The sequence below is a fragment of the Bradyrhizobium iriomotense genome (genome assembly GCF_018129405.1).
Taxonomy (GTDB): Bacteria; Pseudomonadota; Alphaproteobacteria; order Rhizobiales; family Xanthobacteraceae; genus Bradyrhizobium; species Bradyrhizobium iriomotense_B.
Genome location: NZ_JAFCLP010000017.1, coordinates 13048 through 35778, shown reverse-complemented (window position 1 = coordinate 35778; position 22731 = coordinate 13048). Strand labels below are relative to the sequence as shown.

The window sequence follows — 22731 nt, the reverse complement described above, 5'->3', positions numbered from 1 at the left end:
ACACGACGAGGCCGCATCGATGCGTGGACAGGCTGCACGCCCTTGGGCGCTGGTCCCCGTCGTGACGGCGTCGGGCTTTGCGGGCCTCGGCTACGAGATCGTGTGGACGCGCCAGTTGAGCCTTGCACTCGGCACCGAGATGATGGCGGTGCTGGGTGTCATTGCCGGATTTTTCGGCGGCCTCGCACTCGGCGCGTTCGCACTTGATCGGCTGATCCGCCGCTCGACATCGCCATGGCGTGTCTATGCGGTCCTTGAGGCCGCCATCGCCGTGTGGGGCCTGATCAGCGTGTGGCTGCTGCCGGCGGCCGGGCGGGCCCTGCCGCCTCTGCTCGGCACCGAACCGTCGCAGGTCCTGCTGTGGGCCGGGAGCCTCGCGCTGCCGACGCTCGTACTGCTCCCCGCAACGATCGCCATGGGCGGCACCCTGGCCGCGCTGGAGCGGATGACGCGGCACGCGCGCGGCGAGGCACGCGTCACGTCAGGCGTGTATGGCGCGAATACGGCCGGGGCTCTGGCCGGCACACTCGCCTCCACATTCCTCCTGATCCCGACGCTGGGGTTTTCGGGAACGTTGCTCTGCCTCGCCGGCGTCAACGCGCTCTGCGCTCTGGCTGCGCTTGCGCTTGGACCTGGAGCGGGCAAAGCCGATGCCGAACAGCTGCGGCCCGAACGAATTCGCGACGTGCGGCTTACGATCACCTTGTTCGCCACGGGACTGCTCGGAATCACATTCGAGGTTCTCGTTGTCCGGCTTGCTGCACAGGTGATGGAAGACACCGTCTACACCTTCGCAGGATTGCTGGCAGCGTATCTGCTCGGCACCGCGGCAGGCGGCCTGCTCTGGCAGCGGACCGGGCGAGAGGCGACTGACGGAAATCTCCGCGGCCTGCTCGCCGCAACGGCATTCGCCTGCATCGCGACCGCCGCGCTTGCGCCCTATGCCGGCCGGCTGGTCGAGATTGCATCGCCTGCGGACGTCTTCGGCGAACTGGCGGTGGCGATCGCCCTCTTCCTGGTTCCCGCGACCGCGATGGGCGCACTGTTCGGCCTGCTGGCGCAGCGGGTGAGCGATCAGCGCGGCTCGGTCGGCGCGGCGGTCGGCATCAACAGTCTCGGCGCCTGCATCGCGCCGCTGCTGGCGGCGCAATTCCTGATCCCGGCCTTTGGCGCCTGGACGGCGCTGCTTGCCGTCGCAGTGGGCTATCTGCTGCTGCTGCCGCCGAGCCGATCGGCATTGCTGTGGTCCGCGCTACCTGCAACCTTCGCGCTCGTGCTGTGGCTCGATCCTGCGCCACCACTGACGCGCATGCCCGCGGGTGGCGCGCTGCTCGCGGTCCGTGAAGGGCCGATGGCGACGGCGAGTGTCGTCGATGACGCAGCAGGGACGCGCTACCTCGAGGTCAACGGTCATTTCCGCATGGGCGGAACGAGCTCGACGCGGTCCGACTACCGCCAGGCGATGCTGCCGCTGTTGCTTCACAAGGCACCGCATCGGGCCTTGTTCCTCGGCATCGGCACGGGCGCCACCATGGTCGGCGGAACGCAGATGCCCGGTGTCAGCGTGCGCGGCGTCGAGCTCTCGCGGGAAGTGGTGGATCTGCTGCCCTGGTTCGTCGATCCACAGGCGGCGTCAGTGCCGCGGCTGACCGTGGCGGACGCGCGCCGCTACGTCGCGGCGGATACGGGCCAGCACGACGTGATCATTGCCGACCTGTTTCACCCCGCGCTCGACGGTAGCGGCGCGCTCTATACGGTGGAGCATTTCCAGGCGGTAAAACGCAGGCTGGCTTCCGGCGGCATCTTTTGCCAATGGCTGCCGCTGTACCAGCTCGACATGCCATCGCTCCGCGCCATCATCCGCGGCTTTCTCGACGTCTATCCCGACGGCGCGGCCTGGCTCAATCACTACAGCGTCCGCACACCCATGCTTGCCCTGATCGGAACGCGCGACGGCGGCCATCTCGATGTCGATGCGCTGGAAGCGCGGCTGCACGATCCCGCGACCGCGAAGGTGGTGCGGCCGCTGGGGTTCGAGGCATCGATCGACCTGCTCGGCCAGTATGTCGGAGGTCCGCGCGCCCTCTCCGCCTTCGCCGGCCAAGGTCCGCGCAACACGGATGACTATCCGTTCGTGACGTTCGATGCGCGGCGGAATGTCCGTGCGCTCCGGGCAGCCCCCTGGTCGCTGCTGCTTGCTGTTATGAAGGACATTCAGCCGGATCCGAAAGAGCTCCTTTCTGACGGCGCCGTGCGCGATGCGCTGAGCGCGCGCCTCACCGCCTACTGGCGCGCGCGCAACCGCTTCCTCGAGGCCGGCGCGTCGCTGCCCGGCGATCCGCGCGGGGCCGCCCTGATCGAAGCCGCCTCCCCGGGCCTCGTCGCCGCGCTTCGCCTGAGCCCCGAGTTCGATCCTGCCTATGGACCGCTGATGGGCATGGCAAAATCCCTGCTCGGCTCGGACCGCACGGCGGCGGCGCGCCTGTTGCGCAGGATCAATGAGGCGGCGCCCTCGAGGCCGGAAGCGCGGGAGCTGCTGCTGCGCGAATTCGGCCTGAGAAACGAGTGATCCGCCGGCCCTACGGCGCGAAGTTGACGCGATAACCCCAGCAGTCGAGATGATCGGGAATGGCGTTGAAGGCGATCGTGATTCTCTGACCGCCCTGATTCCTCGGCACCTCGTGATAGAGATAGCTTGGAAACAGCACGAGATCGCCGGGCTCGGCCTCCGGCAAGGCATACTTGCCCGCGTTGAACGGCCCGATGGCGGCTTCGCGCGTGTGATGCCGGAAGGAGAAGTCGAAGCCGCCGGGCGGCCGCACGAAGACCGTCTTGCAGGCCGGATGCGAGGGCGTCAGGTAAAAGATGCCGGAGACGAAGCTGTTGGCGTGGGAATGCAGCGTCTGGTTTCCGCCGGTCTCGAGCATGTTGGTCCACATCTCCTTGACGGTCCAGCGCAGCTCTTCGCCGAACAGCAGGACACCGAAATCGACAAGCTTGGGGACGGCAAGCTCGGCAATCTGGCGAAACAGCTCGTTGTCGCGGGGATCGGCAACTTCGGTGTGGAAGAGCTGGCCCGAACGCAGATTGCCCTCGATCCGGGTATTCCGGATCGCGGCCACGGCGGCTTCATTCAGCGAGGGCGGCAGCAGCCCGGGCGAGCGCAGGAGGGGAATCGGAAAAAGCGGCTCGATCTGATCCATGTCGCAACGTCACCCTGTTCTTGAAACGCGGGCAGACAATGCGCGGGCTAAGATGACACTGCGATGACAGCGCGAAGGATCTCTAAAATTCTCCGATCCTGCTACTCGTCGGCCCCCAGCACTTTCAACTTCTCGCCGGGCCGCAGTTCGTGGCGTCGTTCGCGCACCTCGACAGAGGCACGCGCGGCCATGTCGAGACATTCGTCGAACTCGCCATTGCCGGCTTCCACCAGCGCCTGATGCAAGTGCCGCTCGGCGAAGTAGCGCGACAGATGATCGGGCGGCAAAGCCGCCGCCAATGTGCGCGCCTCCGCGACCGCAGCATTGCAATCGTCCCGGGTTGGCTCCTCCGAGACGGGCGCGGCAGCATCGGGAGCGGCCACAGCACAGCCGAGGCCCGCAAGCAGGCCGACTGCACAGACGGTGATACGAAACAGATACATGTCGGTCATTCCGAGCAGCAACAGCCCGCTTCAAAACGAGTGCGGCGGGACGCAAATTGCGCCCCGCCGGATGGCCTCAGATCACGTCAGTGGTGATCGTGATGATGATAATCATCGTCGTGGTCGTGGTGATCGTGCTCAGCCCGCTGCCCGAGCCGACGCGCCAGCTCGGCATTGGTCTCGACCAGGAGCTTCGGCGAGCCTTCAGGCCTGACGAAGATCGGGTTGGCATAGAACCAGGCGTTCGAGTAGGCCTGAACGTCGTGGGTCACCTTCTTGGCGCCATTCACCGTCTCCAGATGCGTCGGGCATGCCGGGTCGATGCAGCTGACCTGCGCGTTGTTGGCATCGAGCAGCGGATTTCCGGCGGTATCACTGACGTTCGGGGTGCCGTTCGGAATGTTGGTTCCGCGGGCGCGGATGTAGAATGGCTTGGTGCCCGCGGTAAACGTCGTCGTGAACCGCAGCCGCACGCCGTCACGGTCGCCCCGATGCTCGCGATGCATCTGCGTCGCGGGGATCTGCCGGGCGATGGTCGCCGAGGGGTTGTACACAATCGACGCGCCGGCCGTGCCCGCGGCATTCGCCACCGCATAGTTGGGCGCGTCAGGCGCAACGACGCCGGTGATCTGACCGGTGATCAGATCGACGTGGTCGAGCGACGGCTTGTTGAGCGGCTGCTTGATCCCCACCGGCAGCAGCAGCGGGTTGTTGAAGGTGTAGGGGCTATTGTTCTCGTTCGGAACGGTCAGCTCCATCTCGACCGTGATCTTCTCGCCGGGCCGCACGACCAGAGTCTCACCCATGGTCTTCCAGTCGTCGCCACGCGTCTTGGCGCGGAACACCAGATCCGGACCGATGAGGTCCGCGTTGACCGAGTACGAGTTGCCCGAGCGCATGCCGTCGACGACGTGCTGCGACGAGAACCGTCCGGCGTTCGGAACATAGAGCTTGGTGTATTCGCCGGGAATAAAGTCGGCGGTCGTGAAGGAATCGCGCGCACCGCCGGCGCCGCGGCTGTGCCAGTCGGAGCTCACATAGATGAAGAAGTTGCGGCCTTCGCCGAGCATGCCATCCCATAGGCCGCCGACCTTCGCGGTGTAGATGCCGCTCATGCCGTAGGTGCCGCCGCCGACCGCGCCTGTGCCGTAGGAGCCGGAACCGCCATTGACGCCGCCTTCGGCGAAGTGACCGGGCGATTCGATGCCGAACGCCACCGTCGGGCCCGCATTGTTGAAGTCGCGGAAATGCTCGATGTTGTAGCCCTTGCTGGCGGTCGGGTTGAACGGCCCCTGGCGTTCGGTGTGGGTCGGGATGACGTAGGATTGCAGCGGATAGTTCGCCTGCAACCACTTGATGCCCGAAAGCGCCTTCTGATGGCCGGCCGTGCCGGTGTTGTTGACGTTGTCCTTGCCCGGCCAGAGCTGGTTGCCGCCGGCGTCGATGACGGGGCCGATCGCGTCGGTGTCGGCGCGGTCGAAGCGGTATTCGAATTCCGCCATCTTGTCGGCGTTGCCGGTCCCCTTGTGCGGGTGCCGCCCGGGGTGCTGCCCGGTGATGACGGCGACGTCGACGTGTTCGTGGCCGGGCGCGATCCACTCGAGGCCCTCGATCAGCACCTTGTCGTAGCGCGCCGAACGATTGACGATGGTCGGGTACTCGACCTCGCGGATCGACTGCCAGCGCCACATCTGCGCGCCGGTGCCGGAGCCGTTCGGGGTGCCCTTCAGGCTGCTGATGGTGATCCCGTCGATGGTCTGGCCGAGCGTCTGGCTCCAGGTCGTCGTGGTCTGTCCCGGAATATTGGCGCTGGTGTCGCTGAAGCGGCAGTCGCGATTACCGGAACCGCCGTGGTTGCCGAGCGTGAACCAGTCGAGGTCGAAATTGTTGCCGCCTGCCGACGCGGTGCCCCGCCCGACCGCGCGGTCGATCACGTAGCCGGCGGCAACCGAACCATCCGTGCAAGTGTTGTGATTGTGCATGTCGCCGGCGACATAGGGATTGCCGCGGCGCTCGCCCCGACCGAACTCCTCCGCTGCAGCGCTCTGAGTCAGCGCCAATGATGCCGATGCGGCGGTCAACAGGATCGTCTTGCCAGATGGAAACATCTATCTCCCCTCATTCAAGTCAGATATCGCGAAACAACAACAGAGACTTTGGGAATTCGAACACCATGTGATCCAACGGCGTGAGCGACTCCCTGCGCGCGGCGATGATGACCAGAGTTCCGATACAGCTTCGTGAAGGATTTATGTTTGGTGCGCGCAGGTCGGCAATTTCCGCCAGGCATCTTGCCTCCAGCGTTTGTCCGTTGCATTTTCCGCGCCGCTTGAAGATGACAGTTGAAATGCTCTGCCGCATAAAGCGGCGGCGCGTGCTGTGAGATTTGTGACAACCATATGTCAATGCCGGCGACACCAGTTGAAGTGCAGTCCTTTCCGATATCGCACGCGGGAGGTTCGGACCCGGGCGCCGATGTCGCCCGTGGCGCGACGAAGTCCACGCACCCCTTTGTATCAGCGCTTGTGCGGCTGTCGCGCGAACCCTTGCTGCACTTCACCCTGCTCGGAGCGATCATTTTCAGCATCGACGCCGTGCTGCATCCCCCCGCCAAGGACGAAAAGGTCATCACGGTCACCAAGGCGATGCGCCAGTCCTTCATCGACAATTTCGACGAGGACAAGGAACGCGCCCCGTCCGGTGAGCAGCTCCAGAAGATGATCGACAGCTGGGTCGCAAGCGAGATCCTCTACCGCGAAGGCAAGGCGCTTGGTGTCGACCGCGGCGACGAGACGATCCGCGACCGGATTGCCTTCAAGATGCAGTTGCTGATCTTCGACCAGATCCGCGTCCCGCGCCCTACGGACGAGCAGCTCCAGGCATGGTTTGCGGAAAATCACGCCCGCTTCGACGAGCCGGAGCGCGTCTCCTTCTACATCACCCCGCCTACGGACCGGGCGACGGCGCAGCGTCAGCTCGACGACATCGTCCAGCAGCGCGAATCCGAAGAGCTGCAGCATCTCACGCGCGCCGTCCTGGCCCGGCCGGTCGAAAGTCTTGCCGCAGGCTTCGGCGACAATTTCCGCGATCAACTGCTGGCGATACCGGAAGGGGAATGGAAGCTGCTGCAATCCAAGGACGGCTGGCACGTCGCCCGGCTGGATTCCCGGCGCCCGGGGGATCTTGCCAGCCTCGACAAGGTCCGGGATGAGGCCGCCAGGATCTGGCATACGGATGAGACCCGCAAGCTAGCCTGGGAAGCGGTCAAGCGGCTCAAGGCGTCCTATCAAGTGCGGTACGAGCCGTGAGAGCGATCCAATATCTGCGATTGGCGCTGCTGGCTTTGACGCTGGCGCTGGCCGTACTCATCCGGCCGTCGGCGCTCCGTGCGCATGAAGCGGCGATGGGCGTGCTCGAATTCCGCGAGGTCCGGCCCGGCGCCTTCGTCGGCCGCTGGAGCATCGAGCCCTCGATCGGAGCATCGCGGGTCGATCTGCGGGTGCCGCCGCACTGCTTTCTCCGCCTGCCCGAGATGAACTGCGGCGCGAAGGGGCTGGTGGGCCCGATCACCATCACCAATCTCGGCTCCAACATGTCGGTCGTCCTGATCAAGGTCGTTCCGATCGAGGGCGAGCCGCGCAGCTATACGATCTCGACGGCCAATCCGGTCGTCTCCGTTCTCGGCACCGGCGCGCCGACACTCGAGGTGTGGCTCGAGCTGGCCAGGACCTATGTGAACTACGGCATCGATCACATCCTGCTCGGCGCCGATCATCTGCTGTTCGTGCTGGGCCTGATCTGGATCGTCGGCGGCGGCTGGCGTCTGGTGAAGACGATCACGGCCTTCACGATCGGACACAGCGCCTCGCTCGCCGCGGCAGCTTTCGGCCTGATCGGCGTGCCGGAACGCCCGCTCAACGCCTGCATCGCATTGAGCATCGCCTTCGTCGGGGTGGAAATCGTCAAGCAGCAGCGCGGCGAGATCGGGCTCACCGCCCGCTATCCCTGGATCGTGGCATTCAGCTTCGGCCTGGTGCACGGCATCGGCTTCGCAAGCGCGCTGGCCGGACTCGGACTCGAACGTCGCCTGCTTCCCGCAGCGTTGCTGTTCTTCAACATCGGCGTTGAGATCGGACAGCTCGCCTTCGTGCTGCTCGTGCTCGCCTTGATCTGGGCGCACCGGCGGCTCGATGCCGTCGTGCCGCGCTGGGGCGAGGCGCTTCCGGCCTACCTCATCGGGTCGGTCTCGATGTTCTGGTTCTTCGGCCGTCTGGCGCGCGTGTTCGCCGTGATCTGAGCGAGAGTCCACACAATGTCTTTGCGCCTTCCCCTCCCCCTGATGACCGCCATCGTTTCGTCCGCGCTGATGCAACCGGTTTTCGCGCATGAGCAGGCCGGCGTGGCGGGCGGCCTCGCCAGCGGCCTGCTCCATCCGGTCACGGGCATCGACCATCTGATCGCGATGGTGGCCGTCGGGATCTGGGGCGCGCAGCTCGGTGCGCCCGCCATCTGGATCCTGCCGATCACCTTCCCGCTCGTCATGGCGATCGGCGGAGTGCTGGGTGTGCTGCATGTGCCGCTGCCGATGCCGGAGGTGATGATTGCCGTCTCCGCCGTGATCCTGGGAATTGCCGTTGCCGCCCGGCTGCGCCTGCCCTTTGCCGCGGCCGCGATCGTCGTCGCGATGTTCGCGATCTTTCACGGCCATGCGCATGGCGCCGAGCTGCCGCGCGCGGCGAATGCGCTGGCCTATGGCGTCGGCTTCGTCACCGCCACCGGCCTGTTGCATCTGTGCGGCATCGCGATCGGCACGTTGACGCGCTGGCCCGCCGGCGAGCGCCTCATCCAGGGACTTGGGGCCGGCATTGCCGCCATCGGCTGCTATTTCCTCGCGCAGGGCGTCGGAGCCTTCGCATGAAGCTGAATTCCGCGCGCCTGTTGATCGCGACAGCGATGCTGCTCGCCGGCGGAAGTGCCGCCGAGGCGCATATCGTCGCGGCTCGCCTTGGCGATTTCTACATGGGTGTCGTGCATCCCCTCACCGACCTTCAGGATGTCGTGCTCTGGACCGCGACCGGCGTGCTGGCGGGTACGCTCGGAGCCGCCAAAGGGCGCTGGCTCATCGCCGTATTTCCGCTCGGACTGCTGTTCGGCTTGCTCCTCGGGCAGGTCTTCGGCGCGGCGTCCACGCAGCTTGCGGATGCGGCAATGATGCTCGCAATCGGCCTGCTGCTCGCAGCCGCGGCGCAGGTGCCCACAGTGCTGCTGTGCGCGATGGCCTTCGCGGTTGCCGTGATCCGGGGCGCCGCGAACGGCGCCGACCTCGCGCCCGAAACCGACCGGCTGCTGTTTGCAGCAGGATTGACTTGCGTCGGCTACGCCGCCATCACCCTGACGATGGCGCTGACCGCGGTATTCAAGCGAACGAGCTCGGACAGTGCAACATCCTGGCGCGCCATTGCCGTCCGCGCACTCGGCGGCTGGATCGCTGCGATCGGTCTGATGATGGCAAGCCTTGCACTGGCGACATGAGTGGGCGCCAGGACCTCCCTTGTTCTAGGATCACCTAGGAGGGCAGGCCTCCGAACCAAGCGCCGAAATAGCCGGCATAGAGCGCGGGGCGTTCGAGGTTCATCGAATGCCCAATGCCGGGCACGATCACGAGACGGCAATCCGGCATCGCCTTGGCCATCGCGCGAAGATCGTCCGGCGCAATCCAGACGTCCCTTTCGCCCCACAGCACCATATGCGGGTGCCGCAGTTCCGGCATGCGGCGCTCGAGCTCGCGACTTTCCTTTTCGCGCGTGAGGTTGACGGGGGTGCCGATCCAGATTCCTTCCGAGACGCCAAAAGTCTGGTCGATGATGCGGTCGAACAGCGCCTCGATCTCGCCCAGCCCTTCGCGGAAACGCGGGATGGCGTTCGGCGCCATGCTCTCCGGCACGAACAGCGAGGACGCCGCCGTTGCCATGATCGTGCGAGTCAACTCCTTGTTCATCATCATCGACCGGAACAGGCCGATCTGGTCGGCATTGAAGGCCATGCCGAGCGGCGTCACAGGATCGAGCGCGAACACGCGTCCGAAGCGCTCCGGCTGCATCAGAAGCATGCGTGCAGCGATGATGCCGCCGGTCGAATGCGTCGCGAGATGGCAATAGCCGATGTCCAGCGTATCGAGCGCCGCCAGCATGTCCTCTGCGTGCTGCTGCATGGAATAGTTGGAATAGTCCGCGTTCGGCTTCGGCCGATCGCTGTCACCGCACCCGCGCCAGTCCAGGCCGATGACGCGCAGTCCCGTTGGAAAAAGAGGTGCTGCAAGCTCGATCCAGTCCTTGCTGGCGAGGTTGCCATGGATGAAGACGACGGTGACGTCGCCCTCTCCCCACGCTCGCCAGCCAAGCTGGACCTCCCCCGCCTGCACCCTCGGCATCAGAGCGTCCTATTTGTTGAGGCCCGCCGTCGGCGCCGCGCCGGGAGGCGTTGGCGCCACCGGCAGCGCCGACACCACCGCGCCCCTGATCATGCGGTCGGTGCCGAGCGGCGACGACGTGTCGACCGTTCCCTTGGTGACGAAATCAACCACGTCGACGGAGAACTCGACCGGGTTATCCGTATGGATGAAATGTCCGGTCTCCGGATAGATCTTGAGGATCGGCCGGTTGCCGGCATTGGTCATCCGCGACATGAAGGGTGTGATGACGTCGCGCCCGAGATCCGTCAGCCCGTTGAACGCCGGCGTCGGGATGAACGGCTCCTTGTCGCCGAATGACAGGAATATCGGCGCCTTGATCTGGATGACGCGCTCATAGAGATTCTTCGGATCATCCTGCTGCAGCTCCGCTCCGATCGTGTAGATGTCGAAGATGAAGACGTTGCACCATTGCTCGAGCTCTTTCGGGTTGCCCTTGGTGAGCCCGACGCGCTGCTCGGTGTGCAAGCGGGCATATTCGCTGTCGCTGAAGAAGTACCCGCTCTTGGCCGCCGACACCGTCCCGGTGCTCGGATCGCGCTTCCTGAAATAGAAGAAGTCGCGGATGTTCTGCTCGTCGCGCGCCTTCTCCGCCGCGAGGATGCCGGTCTGGTCCCAGACCTGCTTCCACTTGTCGAAGTCGCGACCGAGGCCGTCTGCGAAGAGAGGCGCCTTCTTGTCCTTGGCGATCGTGATCTCGCGCGGATACTCCTCGAGGCCGGAGGGTGCTTCCAGGGCGAGGCCCTGCACCGCATCCGGCCAGGTCAGCGCGTAGCCGACCACGAACTGACCGCCGAGCGAGTGGCCGAGATAATAGGCCTTCTTGACGCCGAGCTGGTTGACGACGAGGTCGTAGATGACCTCGCGCATGTCCTGCATGGTGCGCGCCGGGTTCTTGTCGAGATTGCCGGGACCGGACATGCCGTAATGCGGCAGGTCGGGCACGATCACGCGCAGGCCGCTACGCAAGGCATACTGCATGATGTTGCCGTAGTGCCCGCCGAATGCGCCCTTGCCGTGGATGATGACGAGCACCTTCGGGTCCTTGTCGGTGCCGGCATACTCGTCCATGTAGCCGATTTCCCATGAATTGCCGCTCTTGTCCTTGGCATTGCCGAACTTGACCGGATAGGGATAGGTCACATACGCCTTCCAGAACGACTTCTTCGGATCGATGTTCTGGGCGACGTCGGCCACGCGATAATTCTTGTCGACGAATTTCTGCGCGCGATCGAGGCTCGCAACGTCGTCCATGAAGGCGACGAACTTCGGATCGTTCTTTCGATTGTTGATCAGCGGGAACACGCCGTAATGGGCGACCGGGCTTTCCTCGGCGATCAGATCCGCGCCGGGCACGCGGTCGACGGCCTTCTGGGCGAGCTTGAAGTTCAGCCAGAGGTCGTTGGTGATGTGCATCACCAGCGTGCGGGCCTGGATGCGGCCGAGATAGGGATTGACGTTGTGCGTCTCGCCGACCCGGTTGCGCCAGACCAGATCCACCGCGTCATAGAGCTTGGCGCGGTTGATGACGTTCAATCCGGCCTTCTCGTTCGGCGGATCCCAGTAGAAGATTTCAGGTTGGACCGCCGCCCAGTTCTGGGTGGTGCGGAAGGCAAAATCATAGCCCGTCATGCCGAGGATCGACCAGCCGAACGCCACGCCCGGCACCGGATGCTTCTCCTTGGGCAGCTTGTAATAGTCGCCCTTGGTCGCCTGCCAGACCGGATCGCCCTCGATCGCGGCCGTCATCATCTGGAAGGTCCAGTTGCCGACGGGATCCTCGCCGTCGGACTGCGTGGTGCCGCCGATCGGCATCAACGCGCCGATATATTCGGGATGCATCACACCCCAGACATAGGTCTGGGTGCCGCCCATGGAGACGCCAGTGACCAGCGCGACGCGCGCGACCTTCAGCTCGTCGCGCAGCAGGCGGTAATTCGCCTGCACCATGTCGTAGTAGCTGTACTGCGGAAACTTGATGCCGAGTCCGTCGGACGGCTTGCTCGCCCCCCAGGTGCCGAGCGGATCGACCATGATGACGTAGTAGCGGTCGGTGTCGATCGGCCGGCCCGGGCCGATGACCGGGACGCCGCCTGACAGGGCGGCGCCTTTGACCCACTGCTCATACATGTCGGTGGAGTCGCCGGAATAATAGGAGTTGATCACGACGGCATTGGTGATCTCGCCGGCGGCATTGCGCCGCGCGTTGCCGATCGCGATGTAGCCGGTGCGCAGCTTGCCGCCGCCGAGTGACTCCAGCGTCACGCCGCCCTCGCCGCCATTCTCCCATTTCGAAGGATCGGCCAGGTCGTACTTTCCGCCGAGGCGAAAATTGGCGATCTCATAGGTCTTCTTGAGACCGTCATGCTGCACCTGCGACGAGCGGCGCGTGAACGGCTGCGCCACCGCAAGCGCGGTCCCGACCAGCAACAGGATCAGGCTGACGATGCAACGCTCGAGCGCGGTTCTCCCGGTCATGGCGACCTCCCTCCTGGCAGTGTTTTGCGCGCACGCTAGGTTGCGTGCCCCCGGGAGGCTTGATTTAGCTCAATGGAATCCCCGCGTCGGCGCCGAGGATCGCGGCCATCATCACGCCGGCCGGTGCCCGCAATGCCCTTCCTCAGTCATGGCTCATATCGGATCCGCTATGAGCTCGACGGACCGGCGGATGCGCCGGCCTATGTGCTGGTCAACGGTCTCACGCAATATTCCGAGCTGTGGGGCGCCTATCGCGATGCGCTGGTCGCACGGCACTTTCGCGTCGCGACATTCGATCTGCTCGGCCAGGGCGCTTCCGACAAACCCGCGCTGTTCATTAATCAGGACGACCACGTCGCCGTGCTGCATCGCCTGATCGGCGAGCTCGGTGATGGTCCGGTCTTCCTCGGTGGCATCAGTTTCGGCGGCCTGATCGCGCTGCGCTATGCCATCGAGCACGGCGCGCGGCTGTCGGGGCTCGTGCCGATGAGCTGCTTTGCGGAGCTTTCGCCGCAACTGCTGCTGATCGGCAATGCCCTGCGCACCGGCCTCATCCTTGGCGGCACCAGCTATCTCCAGGATCTGTTGCTGCCGATGAACCTCTCGGACCAATGGCTGAAGCCGCTGCTGGACAAGCTCGACGGCGTGAAGCGGCAGGGCTGGCTGGTGAACGACGTCTACGCGCTTCAGAACCTGATGGAGTCCTTTCTCGACTTCAAGCCGCTGACGCCGCAGCTCTGCTCCATCACCGCCCCGACCATGATCCTGAATGGCGAGTTCGACTTCCTCACACCGCGGTCACTGCACGAGACCCTGCGCGTCGAGATTCCCGACAGCGCGCTCGTGATCATCCCAAGGGCCTATCACGCCTTCACGCTCGAAAAGGCGGCCCTCACCGCCGACCTGCTGGCGCGCTTTGCCGAAGACGTGATGGCCGGCCGCTGGCAAGGCAACAAGCAGGTCTTGATCGCGCCGGAAGAGGCCGGCGGAGGCTTTTCGCCGTTCCCGGACGGGTATGACCATCTGCGCGCGATCCCGGTGCAGAGGGCGGCAACATGAGCGCCTTCTTCGGACCGCTGGAGGCCGACGGCCGCGTCCCGCCGCGTCAGCAGTCGCGGGTCTCCGCATTTCTGCTCTCCGCCCATGGCGCGCTGGCGCGGCAATTCGCGCTCGCCCTTCCCGCGAAATTCGACGCGGCCTGGCACACCGAGCTGAACGCTCAGCTCTATCGCGAGAGCGAGATCGTTTCGCTGCTGATGCGTGCGACCGCCTGGGTTCCGGACCTCGCGCTGGGCCCCATGGCCGCGTCCTGGGAGATGGCCTGGCTTCCGGCGCCGATCGAAGGCATCGCCGATCACGCCCGCGCGCAGGCGGTCCAACTCGCCACCCTCGCGCACGCCGTTCACGCCGGGATCCGGCCCGCAGCCCTGCTGCCGACGGACGCCAATGCCAACGATCCTTTCGTGACGGCGCTGCGCCGCATCGAGTTCGAGAGCGGCCGGCTATTGCAGGCGCAGATCCTGTTTCTGAAGGGACCGGATCTGCTTCCTTTCCGGGACGCCGTGAGCGCAGCGCTCGATCGGCGGCATGCCGAGGTGCGCAGGCTCTGGAACGAGACGCTGGAAAGCATCGGCGTCGTCCCGCAGCAATGATCCTGCAGCTTTGACGCAGATCAAAGCTGCGAGACCGCCCGCCTCCAACATCGACCCACAATTCACCTACGCCTGCCGACCGGAGGTCCGACCATGAAGGCCGTTTCCGTCGAAGAAGCCGTCGCGATGATCCCGTCCGGCGCGAGCGTCATGGTCGGCGGGTTCATGGGTGTCGGGACACCGGAACGTCTGCTGGATGAGCTCGTCCGGCAGAACAAGGCAGGCCTGTCCCTGATCTGCAACGACGCGGCCACGCCCGGCAAGGGCGTCGGCAAGCTGTTCGATGCGACGCTGGTTTCGAAGCTGACGGCGACGCATATCGGCCTCAATCCGAAGGTCCAGCAGCAGATGCTTGGAAAGCAGATCTCGGTCGATCTCGTGCCGCAAGGCACCTTCGTCGAACGCATCAGGGCGGGCGGATGCGGATTGGGCGGCGTGCTGACGCCGACCGGCGTCGGCACCCTCGTTGCGGAGGGCAAGCGCCAGATCGAGGTCGACGGCAAGCCGTTTCTGCTGGAGACCGCCATCCGCGCGCAGTTCGCGCTGATCCACGCCTTCCTCGCCGACTATCTCGGCAATCTTGCCTATGCGCTGACCGCGCGCAATTTCAATCCGATCATGGCCATGGCGGCCGACACGGTCATTGTCGCAGCCGAGCACATCGTGCCCGTCGGCGTCATCGCACCCGATCACGTCGTCACGCCGGCACCGCTGGTCGACTACATCATTGCGAACGGGTGACCCCATGGATCCGCAGATCATCATCGCCCGGCGTGTCGCCAAGGAGCTCCGCCAAGGCAATCTCGTCAATCTCGGCATCGGCATCCCGACGCTGGTCGCGAACTACGTTCCGTCCGATCTCAAGGTCTTCTTCCAGTCCGAGAACGGGCTGATCGGCACCGGGCCGATACCGGAGCAGGGAATGGCGCATCCCCTGCTCACCGACGCCGGTGGACGGCCGATCAGTGCGCTCCCGGGGGCGGCGACCTTCGACAGCGCGATGTCGTTCGGCCTGATCCGCGGCGGCCATGTCGACGTCACCGTGCTCGGCGGCCTTCAGGTCGATGCGCACGGCCTGCTCGCCAACTGGATGATCCCCGGCAAGATGGTCCCGGGCATGGGCGGCGCGATGGATCTCGTCAGCGGTGCCAAGCGCGTCATCGTCGCCATGCAGCACGCGGCCAAGGGCAAGTCGAAGATCGTTGCCAAATGCACGCTGCCGCTGACCTCGGCGCGGCCGGTGAACCTCGTCGTCACCGACATGGCCGTCATCGGCTTTCCCGACGGCAAGGCGACGCTGCTCGAAACGGCGCCGGGCGTCAGCATCGGCGAGGTCCTGGCGGTGACGGAGGCCGAGCTCGCCATTCCCGACACTGTCCCGGAAATGAAGATCTGACGGAGTGACCATGCGCATATTCAGCGATTTCGACGACATCAAATCCGCCGTTGGCACCGAGATCGGCGTCAGCGACTGGGTCGAGGTGTCACAAGCGCGCATCAACCAGTTCGCGGAGGCGACCTGCGACGAGCAATGGATCCATGTCGACCAGGAGCGCGCAGCCAAGGAGATGCCCGGCGGCAAGACCATCGCCCACGGCCTGCTGTCGCTGGCGCTCGCGCCCCTCTTCATCCGCTCGGTGATCGGCCTGAAGGGCCTGCGCAACACGCTGAACTACGGCGCCGACCGGATCAGATATCTGGCGCCGGTGCCGGCGGGCTCGAAGCTGCGCGGCCGCGTCACGGTCGCCGAAGCCGAGGACGTGCCGCCGGACGGCCTGCGCGTCAACTATCATCTCGTGATCGAGATCGAAGGCGGCAAGAAGCCCGCCTGCATCGCCGAGCTGATTGCGCTGCACTATCGCTGAATCAAAAAAGGTCGAAAACAACCCCATGCACAGTAGCGGGGGCATTGACGGCATTGCACTTTTTCTTCCGACCTTTTCCGCCGGCCGAAGCGTTTGACCCGTCGGGCAAAACACTGGCATTATGTGACGATCAGCCCACAGCCTCCTGACTGCCAACTCGGCGTGACAACACGCGGGCCGCGTCAGTCGATGATGTGATACCCGCCGTCGATGTAGAGCACGCCGCCGGTCATCAGCTTGGCGCCGTCAAGCGCCAGAAAGGCAGTGGCGTTGCCGACGTCGTCGATGCTGACGAGACTGCGCGACGGAGCCTTCGACTGCGCCTTGTCCATGAGTTCGTCGAATTCGGGGATGCCTGACGCGGCGCGCGTCGCCAGCGGGCCCGGCGAGATCGCGTGAACGCGGATGCCCTTCGGGCCCAGCTCGGCCGCGATGTAGCGCACCGACGCCTCGAGCGCGGCCTTGGCCACGCCCATGACGTTGTAGTTCTCCACCACCATCTGGCTGCCGTAATAGGTCATGGTGAACAGCGTGCCGCCGTTCTTCATGAGCGGCTCGGCGAGATGGGCCATGCGCATGAACGACCAGCACGAGACATCCATGGTCTTGAGGAAACCGTCGCGGCCGACATCGACGACGCGCCCGTGCAACGCCTCCTTGGGCGAGAAGGCGATCGAGTGAAGCAGAAAGTCGAGCTGGCCCCACTCGGCGGCGATGCGCTCGAACACCGCTTCGGTCTGGCCTTCGACCATCACGTCCAGCGGCATGAAGATCGGCGCCTCCAGCGCCTGCGCCAAGGGCTCGACATGCTTCTTGGCGCGATCGTTCAGGTACGTGACGGCGAGATCGGCGCCGAGCGCACGAAACGCCCGCGCACAGCCCCAGGCGATGGACTGGTCATTGGCGATGCCGACGATCAGGCCCTTCTTTCCCTTCAGGGCCACCTTACTGTCCGGGAATACTGGGATCATGACACCCTCTCAGATCGTGTGTTTTGCGACGAGCCGTTGACCAGCATCGCAAGCGTGTGCTGCGCGATCATCAGCTCCTCGTCGGTCGGGACGACGTAGACGGGGATGCGACTGCCGGAATGCGAGATCAGCCGTGAATGACGGGCATTTTCGTCGGCATCGAGGGTTACACCGAGCCAGGCGAGCTGCTCTGCCACACGCGCCCGGATCGATGCCGAATTCTCGCCGATGCCGGCGGTAAAGACGAAGGCGTCCAGACCCTGCAAGGCCGCAGCCAACATGCCGGCACTGAGCCCGATCCGGTAGACGAAGTAATCGATCGCGAGCCTTGCATGGGCATCCGTGCTCGCCTCGAGCTCCCGCATGTCGTTGCTGACGCCGGAGAGGCCCTTCAGTCCGCACTCGCGATAGAGGAAATCCTGCACCTTCGAAGCCGGCATGCCCTTCTCCGAAATGAGATAGAGCACCACGCCGGGATCGATCTGCCCCGGCCGCGTTCCCATCGGCAGGCCATCGAGCGCCGTGAAGCCCATGGTGCTTTCGACGCTGCGCCCGTCCTTCAATGCGCACATCGAGGCACCACTGCCGAGATGGGCGACGATCACGCGTCCGCCGGCGATCTCGGGCGCGACCTGGGGCAGCGTTCGGGCGATGTATTCATAGGACAGACCATGAAAACCATAGCGCCGCACGCCCTCGGCATGAAGCTGGTGCGGAATGGCATAGTGATCTGCGACCGCATCGTGCGTGCGGTGGAAGGCGGTGTCGAAACAGGCGACCTGGAGCAGTGTCGGGAAGCCCGCAAGAAGCGAGCGGATCGGCGCCAGGTTGTGCGGCTGATGCAGCGGCGCCAGACTGACCAAGCGCTCGAGCCGGCACACGACGCCGTGGTCGATCACGACCGGCCGCGAATAGTCCGGACCGCCATGCACGACGCGGTGACCGACCGCGACCGGCGTGACCCGAAGCTCGTTCCGCAACCAGTCGCCGGCAACGGCCATTGCCGCCGGCACATCCGGCACGGCCTCGATCGGATAGGCACGATCGACCAATGGGCCGTTGCTCGTGCCGCCGGCCCGCAGACGCGGCCGGCTGCCGATGCCATCGATCTGTCCCTTGATCTGCCGCCGCAGGGTCCCCTCGCCCTCGATCGAATAGACTTGAAACTTGACGCTGGAGGACCCGGCATTGACGACGAGGATCGTATCCATGGCATCACGCGGCCACTGTCGGCGCCTTCTGGCGCCGGGCGCGAGCATAGAGAGCGGCAACCGCGCAGGATGCCATGCGCGCGCGAGGAGAATCCGCCCGCGAGGTGAGCACCACCGGCACGCGGGCGCCGAGCACGATGCCCGCGCCGTCCGCCTTGGCGAAGTAGGCGAGGTTCTTGGCCAGCATGTTCCCGGCCTCGAGGTCCGGAACGACCAGTATCTGTGCACGGCCGGCGACCTCGGAGGTGATGCCCTTGATCCGCGCGGCTTCCACGTCGACCGCATTATCGAACGCCAGCGGTCCATCGAGGATGCCGCCGGTGATCTGGCCGCGATCGGCCATCTTGCAGAGCGCGGCGGCCTCGATCGTCGAGGGGATTTTCGAGGTTACGGTCTCGACCGCCGACAGGATCGCGACCCGCGGGGTCTTGCCGAAGCCGGCCTGGTTGTAGAGGTCGATCGCGTTCTGGATGATGTCGCGCTTGGCGTCGAGATCGGGGAAGATGTTGATCGCGGCATCCGTCACGAAGATGGTCTCGGCGTAGGCCGGCACATCCATGACGAAGACGTGGCTGATGCGCCGGTCGGTGCGAAGGCCGCCGGTCTTGGCCGTGACGGCGCGCATCAATTCGTCGGTGTGAAGGCTGCCCTTCATCAGCAGGTCGCCCTTGGCGGCATGGATGAGCTCGACGCCCTTGGCCGCGGCGTCCTCGCTATGCGCGGCATCGACAATCTCGAACCCGGACACGTCGAAATCGAATTTGGCGGCCGTATCCCTGATCTTCCTCTCGGGCCCGACAAGTATCGGCCGGATGATGCCTGCGCTTGCGCTGTCGACGGCGCCGCGCAACGAGGTCTCGTCGCAGGGGTGGACGACGATGGTCGGTAGCGGCGCCCCCGCCTTCGCCGCCGCGATCAGGCGATCGTATTTGCTGCCGGAATGAGCCCCCGTCGTGTCGGCCGACATCATGTCACTCCCGCTTCCGCCAATCCGCGTTACGACGCTCTTGCCTTGGAATCTGCCTTGGGGTCGAAAGGGGCGACGTTCGACGTCAGCTCCCCCTCTCCGTCGAGACCAAAGAGCCCGGCGATCTGCTTCAGCCGATGGGCGCGCTCGCCGGCGATGTCCTCGCTCGCCGACAGCACCTCGCGCATCGCCGCGAAGGCCTGGCGCCGCAGGCTCATGTCGTCGGGCAGCAATTTCGGGATCGCAGCCAGCGCGCCGTCCCGATCGAGCAGCAGCATGAAGAACTGCTCGCGGACCAGCATCTTGAATTCGGCCAGCGTCATCCGGGGGCCGGCATGGTCCCGCCGCACCTGCCGCAGTGCCTCGATGCTTCGCTCGTCCACCATGCCGCGGGCGGAACCGACATAGAGCAGCGAACGGAGCGCTGCTTCGCGCAGGCCCCCCTCGCCGATGCGCGATTTCAGCTCGGAGATCCGCTTCTCGAGCATCGCGCGATGCTCCGCCGACATCTCGCGGCGCTGCGAGGGCGCGGAATTCGGATCGATGCCCACGGCCGCTTGAAGCAACGGCGAGCCGTAGACATTGAGGAAGATGGTCTCGCTCAGAGCCTCCTGCGCGTCGCGCCAGCTGTCGAGCGCATGGACAATCTGCTTCGACATCTGCTCCTGGAACGCCAGGAACGGATTGTCCTTCGAGACCGGCCTGCGGTTGTCCTCGACACGATCGGCGACCGCCTTCACGGTGGACATCCAGGGATTCTGGCTGCTGAAGGCCTCATATTGCATTCGCAGCGGATGCATGTTGCGCGCCAAGCCCGCGATCTGCGGGGTCACCATCTTCTTGACCCAGGGCTGGACGAACTTTTGATAGGCCGCCAGATTGAGTTCCGAGACGCGCTTGGCGGCGGCAAACCGCCTCTCGTCTTCGGGCGAATTGCCTCCCATCGCGCGGATATCGTCAAGCGTGCGGGCCTCACAGCGCATCACCCACTGCCCGACCGCGAGATCGGCGTTGAGCGTCTCGCTGTCCCTCGCCTCGAACGTCGCCTCATAGAGTCCGGGCGGAAGCACGTCGATCAAATCGATGTTGCTTGAAAACTCGGCATGCTCCTTCTTGGCGACGCCGCCGGACACGAAGATGCCGAGATGGCCGATGCTCTCGTGAACGGTATAGACGACGGTCTGGCCATAGGCCCTGATCTCGTCGACGTCGGCGTAGCAGTCCAAAATCCAGTCGAGCGCCTGCTGCGGCGGTGTGACGTTGTCGCCCTTGGAGCAGAACACGACGATCGGCGAACGGATATTGCGCAGGTCGACCTTCTGTCCGTCCGACATCTCGATGCGGCCGGCGGCGAGATTGTTGCCGATGAACAGCTCGTCGACGATGAACTGGATCTCTTCGGCATTGAGGTTGACGTGGCCGCCCCACCAGCGTTCGAAATCCAGATAGCGTTCGGCTTCGGTGTCGACCTTGGAGTAGACGTTGTACTGCTTGGTCCAGAGCGTGTTGGAGGGATTCTGGTTCTCGAAGTTCTGCACCAGCCAGGCGCCGTCGAACTTGCCCGCGCCGAGATCGCTCGTCAGTGCCGTCAGCCAGCTTCCGCCCAAAAGGCCACCGGAATAGCGCATCGGATACTGGCCGTGCACGCCTGCCCAATAAGCCAGCGGCGCGCCGGCGATGATCAGGGGCCCGAACAGCTCCGGGCGCAGCGATGCCAGGATCATGACGGCCCAGCCGGCCTGGCAATTGCCGATCACGCAGGGCTTGCCGTCGGCTTCGGGATGACGGCTGATGACGGTCTCGATGAACTTCGCTTCCGCCCGCGCGATGCGCTCGATGGTCTGGCCCGGCACCGGCTCGGGCAGGAAGCCGATGAAATAGCAGGGATGCCCCGCCTTCATCGCGACGCCGATCTCGCTGTCGGCCTTGAAGCCGCCAATGCCCGGCCCGTGGCCGGCACGCGGATCGACCACCACGAACGGCCGCCGGCTCATGTCGATCTCGACATCCTTGGGCGGAATGATGCGCACCAGCGCGTAATTGACCGGCTCTTCCAGCGTGCGGCCGTCGGCGATCAATTCGGCAGCATATTGCAGCACATGGGGCGCGACCTGCGCGACATGCTCGCGATACTGGTCGCCACGCTGACGCATGATGTCCAGAAACAGCACACTGCGCTGCCCCGCATCGACCATGTATTCCACGGCGGAGGCCACAAGGCCCGACATCGGGCCATCCGGCAGTTTCAGATCGTCCATCGCCATGTTCGTCCTCGCCGTCGCGTCCAGCCATTCAAGGAGCGCTGGGACTGCCGACGTTGATTTAGGTCAACGGTCAGCGACGGAGTGCGAGGTTCCCTGCGGAAGCCTGGCGAGCTGCCTTTCGCGGCAGGCCTGATCCGAGTCAGGCAGCACGTATCGGCAAACGACTGAACGAGAAAGGGCGCGCGTTGATGGGGACTCCAGCAAGTTTCACTTGCCGGGAGACGCTAGTTGACGGCCTCCCGATCGAGATCCGGGCGCTCCGGCCGGACGATGAGGTCGGCATGCTCGCCGCGCTTGATCAGGCGAGCATGCAAACACGCCAGCGTCGCTTCTTTGCACCGAAGCGCCATTTCTCGGACCGCGAGCGCGCCTATTTCATGGAGATCGACTTCGTGAATCACGTGGCGCTGGTTGCCTGCGCGGAGGATGCGGGCCGAGACGCCATCATAGGTGGAGGCCGCTACGTCGTCGCGACGCCCGGCTGCGCAGAGATGGCCTTTGTCGTTGTCGATGCCTGGCAGGGACGTGGCGTCGGCACGCTGCTGGCACGACATCTCATCGCGCTCGCGCGCGAGGCCGGGCTGACTGAACTGACTGCGGAGGTCATGTCGGACAATACGGCCATGCGTCGCGTCTTCGAGAGGCTCGGCTTCAGCCCTGCGGCGAAGCGAGACCCTCAAACGATTCATTTGGCGTTGAAGCTGACCTGATGACCCCCGACGTGGATTTCCACTCTTCCCTTGATCTTGATCAACGGTGCGCCGGCCGGCCCGTGGGTCAGTCGACACCATCGCCGCAAAGACGGAGGTCGTCATGACGTATGGTATGATCGGTAAGCTGCTTGCTGCGACCATCGTGGTCGGCGCAGGCATGTCTGTCTCCATTGGCGGGTCACCCAATCAGGGACCGTCACTATCCTTCAGCCAGGCAGATGCACGGGTCGGACGTCCCCTGACCCCCGTGTCGGTCGCCGGCGTGGCACGCCGGACCACCCGACGCGCGGTCGTCGGGACCGCGGCCGTCGGCGCTGCGGCCGCAGGCGCGGCATGCGTTCGCGTGCTGGTCAACGGGACGTATGTCTGCCGCTGACTATCGTCGAAATGGATATGAGGAAGTTGAATTCTGCGGATGACCTGCATCCGCAGAACGGCTTCGTCATCAGAGCGCCGGGATGAGCAGCGGCAGCAGAACCCAGCCAGCTAAAACGC

General features: G+C 65.0%; 22 protein-coding genes. 12 read left to right on the top strand and 10 right to left on the bottom strand.

Translation table 11 applies throughout. From position 1 onward, the window contains the following. Window positions 1–19: 19 nt before the first annotated feature. Complete coding sequence (locus tag JQ592_RS27965) at window positions 20–2569, top strand: spermidine synthase (protein WP_246820732.1); 2550 nt, start codon at window positions 20–22, stop codon at window positions 2567–2569. A 10-nt stretch (window positions 2570–2579) separates the two neighbouring features. Here JQ592_RS27965 and JQ592_RS27960 read toward each other — a convergent pair whose 3' ends face one another. The 4 genes from JQ592_RS27960 to JQ592_RS27945 form a co-directional block, all read right to left on the bottom strand. After that, a complete protein-coding gene (locus JQ592_RS27960; RefSeq protein WP_211405997.1) occupies window positions 2580–3203 on the bottom strand; it encodes a putative 2OG-Fe(II) oxygenase in 624 nt (207 codons plus the stop codon). 101 nt (window positions 3204–3304) lie between these two features. Continuing rightward, complete coding sequence (locus JQ592_RS27955; protein WP_349630505.1) at window positions 3305–3667, bottom strand: hypothetical protein; 363 nt, start codon at window positions 3665–3667, stop codon at window positions 3305–3307. 65 nt (window positions 3668–3732) lie between these two features. Further along, window positions 3733–5754, bottom strand: coding sequence for a hypothetical protein (locus JQ592_RS27950; RefSeq protein ID WP_211405996.1), 2022 nt, complete (start codon window positions 5752–5754; stop codon window positions 3733–3735). A gap of 19 nt (window positions 5755–5773) precedes the next feature. Next, the gene (locus JQ592_RS27945; RefSeq protein ID WP_211406116.1) at window positions 5774–6064 is read right to left on the bottom strand and encodes a hypothetical protein; all 291 of its coding nucleotides are present in this window, start codon (window positions 6062–6064) and stop codon (window positions 5774–5776) included. 128 nt (window positions 6065–6192) lie between these two features. On the opposite strand from JQ592_RS27945, the gene JQ592_RS27940 reads away from it, so the two are divergent. The 4 genes from JQ592_RS27940 to JQ592_RS27925 are packed head-to-tail and all read left to right on the top strand — an operon-like array spanning window position 6193 to window position 9178. Continuing rightward, window positions 6193–6954, top strand: coding sequence for a peptidyl-prolyl cis-trans isomerase (locus tag JQ592_RS27940; RefSeq protein ID WP_246820718.1), 762 nt, complete (start codon window positions 6193–6195; stop codon window positions 6952–6954). Next, window positions 6951–7943, top strand: coding sequence for a HupE/UreJ family protein (locus tag JQ592_RS27935; RefSeq protein WP_349630504.1), 993 nt, complete (start codon window positions 6951–6953; stop codon window positions 7941–7943). The genes JQ592_RS27940 and JQ592_RS27935 overlap by 4 nt, the downstream gene beginning before the upstream one ends. Window positions 7944–7958: 15 nt before the next feature. Continuing rightward, a complete protein-coding gene (locus JQ592_RS27930) occupies window positions 7959–8564 on the top strand; it encodes a HupE/UreJ family protein (RefSeq protein ID WP_433996441.1) in 606 nt (201 codons plus the stop codon). Beyond that, window positions 8561–9178, top strand: coding sequence for a HupE/UreJ family protein (locus JQ592_RS27925; RefSeq protein WP_211405994.1), 618 nt, complete (start codon window positions 8561–8563; stop codon window positions 9176–9178). Before JQ592_RS27930 ends, JQ592_RS27925 begins: the two co-directional genes overlap by 4 nt. 34 nt (window positions 9179–9212) lie before the next feature. On the opposite strand, the gene JQ592_RS27920 is transcribed toward JQ592_RS27925, so the two are convergent. Continuing rightward, the gene (locus tag JQ592_RS27920; protein ID WP_211405993.1) at window positions 9213–10076 is read right to left on the bottom strand and encodes an alpha/beta fold hydrolase; all 864 of its coding nucleotides are present in this window, start codon (window positions 10074–10076) and stop codon (window positions 9213–9215) included. A gap of 9 nt (window positions 10077–10085) precedes the next feature. Further along, window positions 10086–12593 (bottom strand): alpha/beta hydrolase, encoded by a 2508-nt coding sequence (locus JQ592_RS27915; protein WP_211405992.1) that lies wholly within the window; start codon window positions 12591–12593, stop codon window positions 10086–10088. A 132-nt stretch (window positions 12594–12725) separates the two neighbouring features. On the opposite strand from JQ592_RS27915, the gene JQ592_RS27910 reads away from it, so the two are divergent. The 5 genes from JQ592_RS27910 to JQ592_RS27890 all read left to right on the top strand — a co-directional run bounded on the left by JQ592_RS27910 (window position 12726) and on the right by JQ592_RS27890 (window position 16110). Beyond that, window positions 12726–13652, top strand: a complete 927-nt coding sequence (locus tag JQ592_RS27910; RefSeq protein ID WP_211405991.1) for an alpha/beta fold hydrolase — start codon at window positions 12726–12728, stop codon at window positions 13650–13652. Continuing rightward, window positions 13649–14245 (top strand): hypothetical protein, encoded by a 597-nt coding sequence (locus JQ592_RS27905; RefSeq protein ID WP_211405990.1) that lies wholly within the window; start codon window positions 13649–13651, stop codon window positions 14243–14245. Before JQ592_RS27910 ends, JQ592_RS27905 begins: the two co-directional genes overlap by 4 nt. 93 nt (window positions 14246–14338) lie before the next feature. Then, window positions 14339–14986, top strand: a complete 648-nt coding sequence (locus tag JQ592_RS27900) for a CoA transferase subunit A (protein ID WP_211405989.1) — start codon at window positions 14339–14341, stop codon at window positions 14984–14986. Between the two features lie 4 nt (window positions 14987–14990). Then, entirely contained in the window at window positions 14991–15641 is a 651-nt protein-coding gene (locus JQ592_RS27895; RefSeq protein WP_211405988.1) for a 3-oxoacid CoA-transferase subunit B, read from the top strand. A gap of 10 nt (window positions 15642–15651) precedes the next feature. Continuing rightward, the gene (locus JQ592_RS27890; protein WP_211405987.1) at window positions 15652–16110 is read left to right on the top strand and encodes a MaoC family dehydratase; all 459 of its coding nucleotides are present in this window, start codon (window positions 15652–15654) and stop codon (window positions 16108–16110) included. Window positions 16111–16292: 182 nt separating this feature from the next. Here the strand turns inward: JQ592_RS27890 and fabI are convergent, their stop codons facing one another. The 4 genes from fabI to JQ592_RS27870 are packed head-to-tail and all read right to left on the bottom strand — an operon-like array spanning window position 16293 to window position 21523. Continuing rightward, entirely contained in the window at window positions 16293–17081 is a 789-nt protein-coding gene (gene fabI / locus JQ592_RS27885) for an enoyl-ACP reductase FabI (protein WP_211405986.1), read from the bottom strand. Continuing rightward, window positions 17078–18292 carry an acetate/propionate family kinase gene (locus JQ592_RS27880; RefSeq protein WP_211405985.1) on the bottom strand — a complete coding sequence of 405 codons (1215 nt, stop codon included), beginning with the start codon at window positions 18290–18292 and terminating at the stop codon, window positions 17078–17080. Before JQ592_RS27880 ends, fabI begins: the two co-directional genes overlap by 4 nt. Window positions 18293–18296: 4 nt before the next feature. Beyond that, complete coding sequence (locus tag JQ592_RS27875; RefSeq protein ID WP_211405984.1) at window positions 18297–19259, bottom strand: phosphate acetyltransferase; 963 nt, start codon at window positions 19257–19259, stop codon at window positions 18297–18299. 29 nt (window positions 19260–19288) lie between these two features. Then, a complete protein-coding gene (locus JQ592_RS27870; protein WP_211405983.1) occupies window positions 19289–21523 on the bottom strand; it encodes a DUF3141 domain-containing protein in 2235 nt (744 codons plus the stop codon). Window positions 21524–21711: 188 nt separating this feature from the next. Here JQ592_RS27870 and JQ592_RS27865 point away from each other — a divergent pair, with 188 nt between their 5' ends. Both JQ592_RS27865 and JQ592_RS27860 read left to right on the top strand, forming a co-directional pair. Then, window positions 21712–22233, top strand: a complete 522-nt coding sequence (locus JQ592_RS27865) for a GNAT family N-acetyltransferase (RefSeq protein ID WP_211405982.1) — start codon at window positions 21712–21714, stop codon at window positions 22231–22233. Window positions 22234–22336: 103 nt separating this feature from the next. Then, a complete protein-coding gene (locus JQ592_RS27860) occupies window positions 22337–22612 on the top strand; it encodes a hypothetical protein (RefSeq protein WP_246820716.1) in 276 nt (91 codons plus the stop codon). Window positions 22613–22731: the final 119 nt, after the last annotated feature.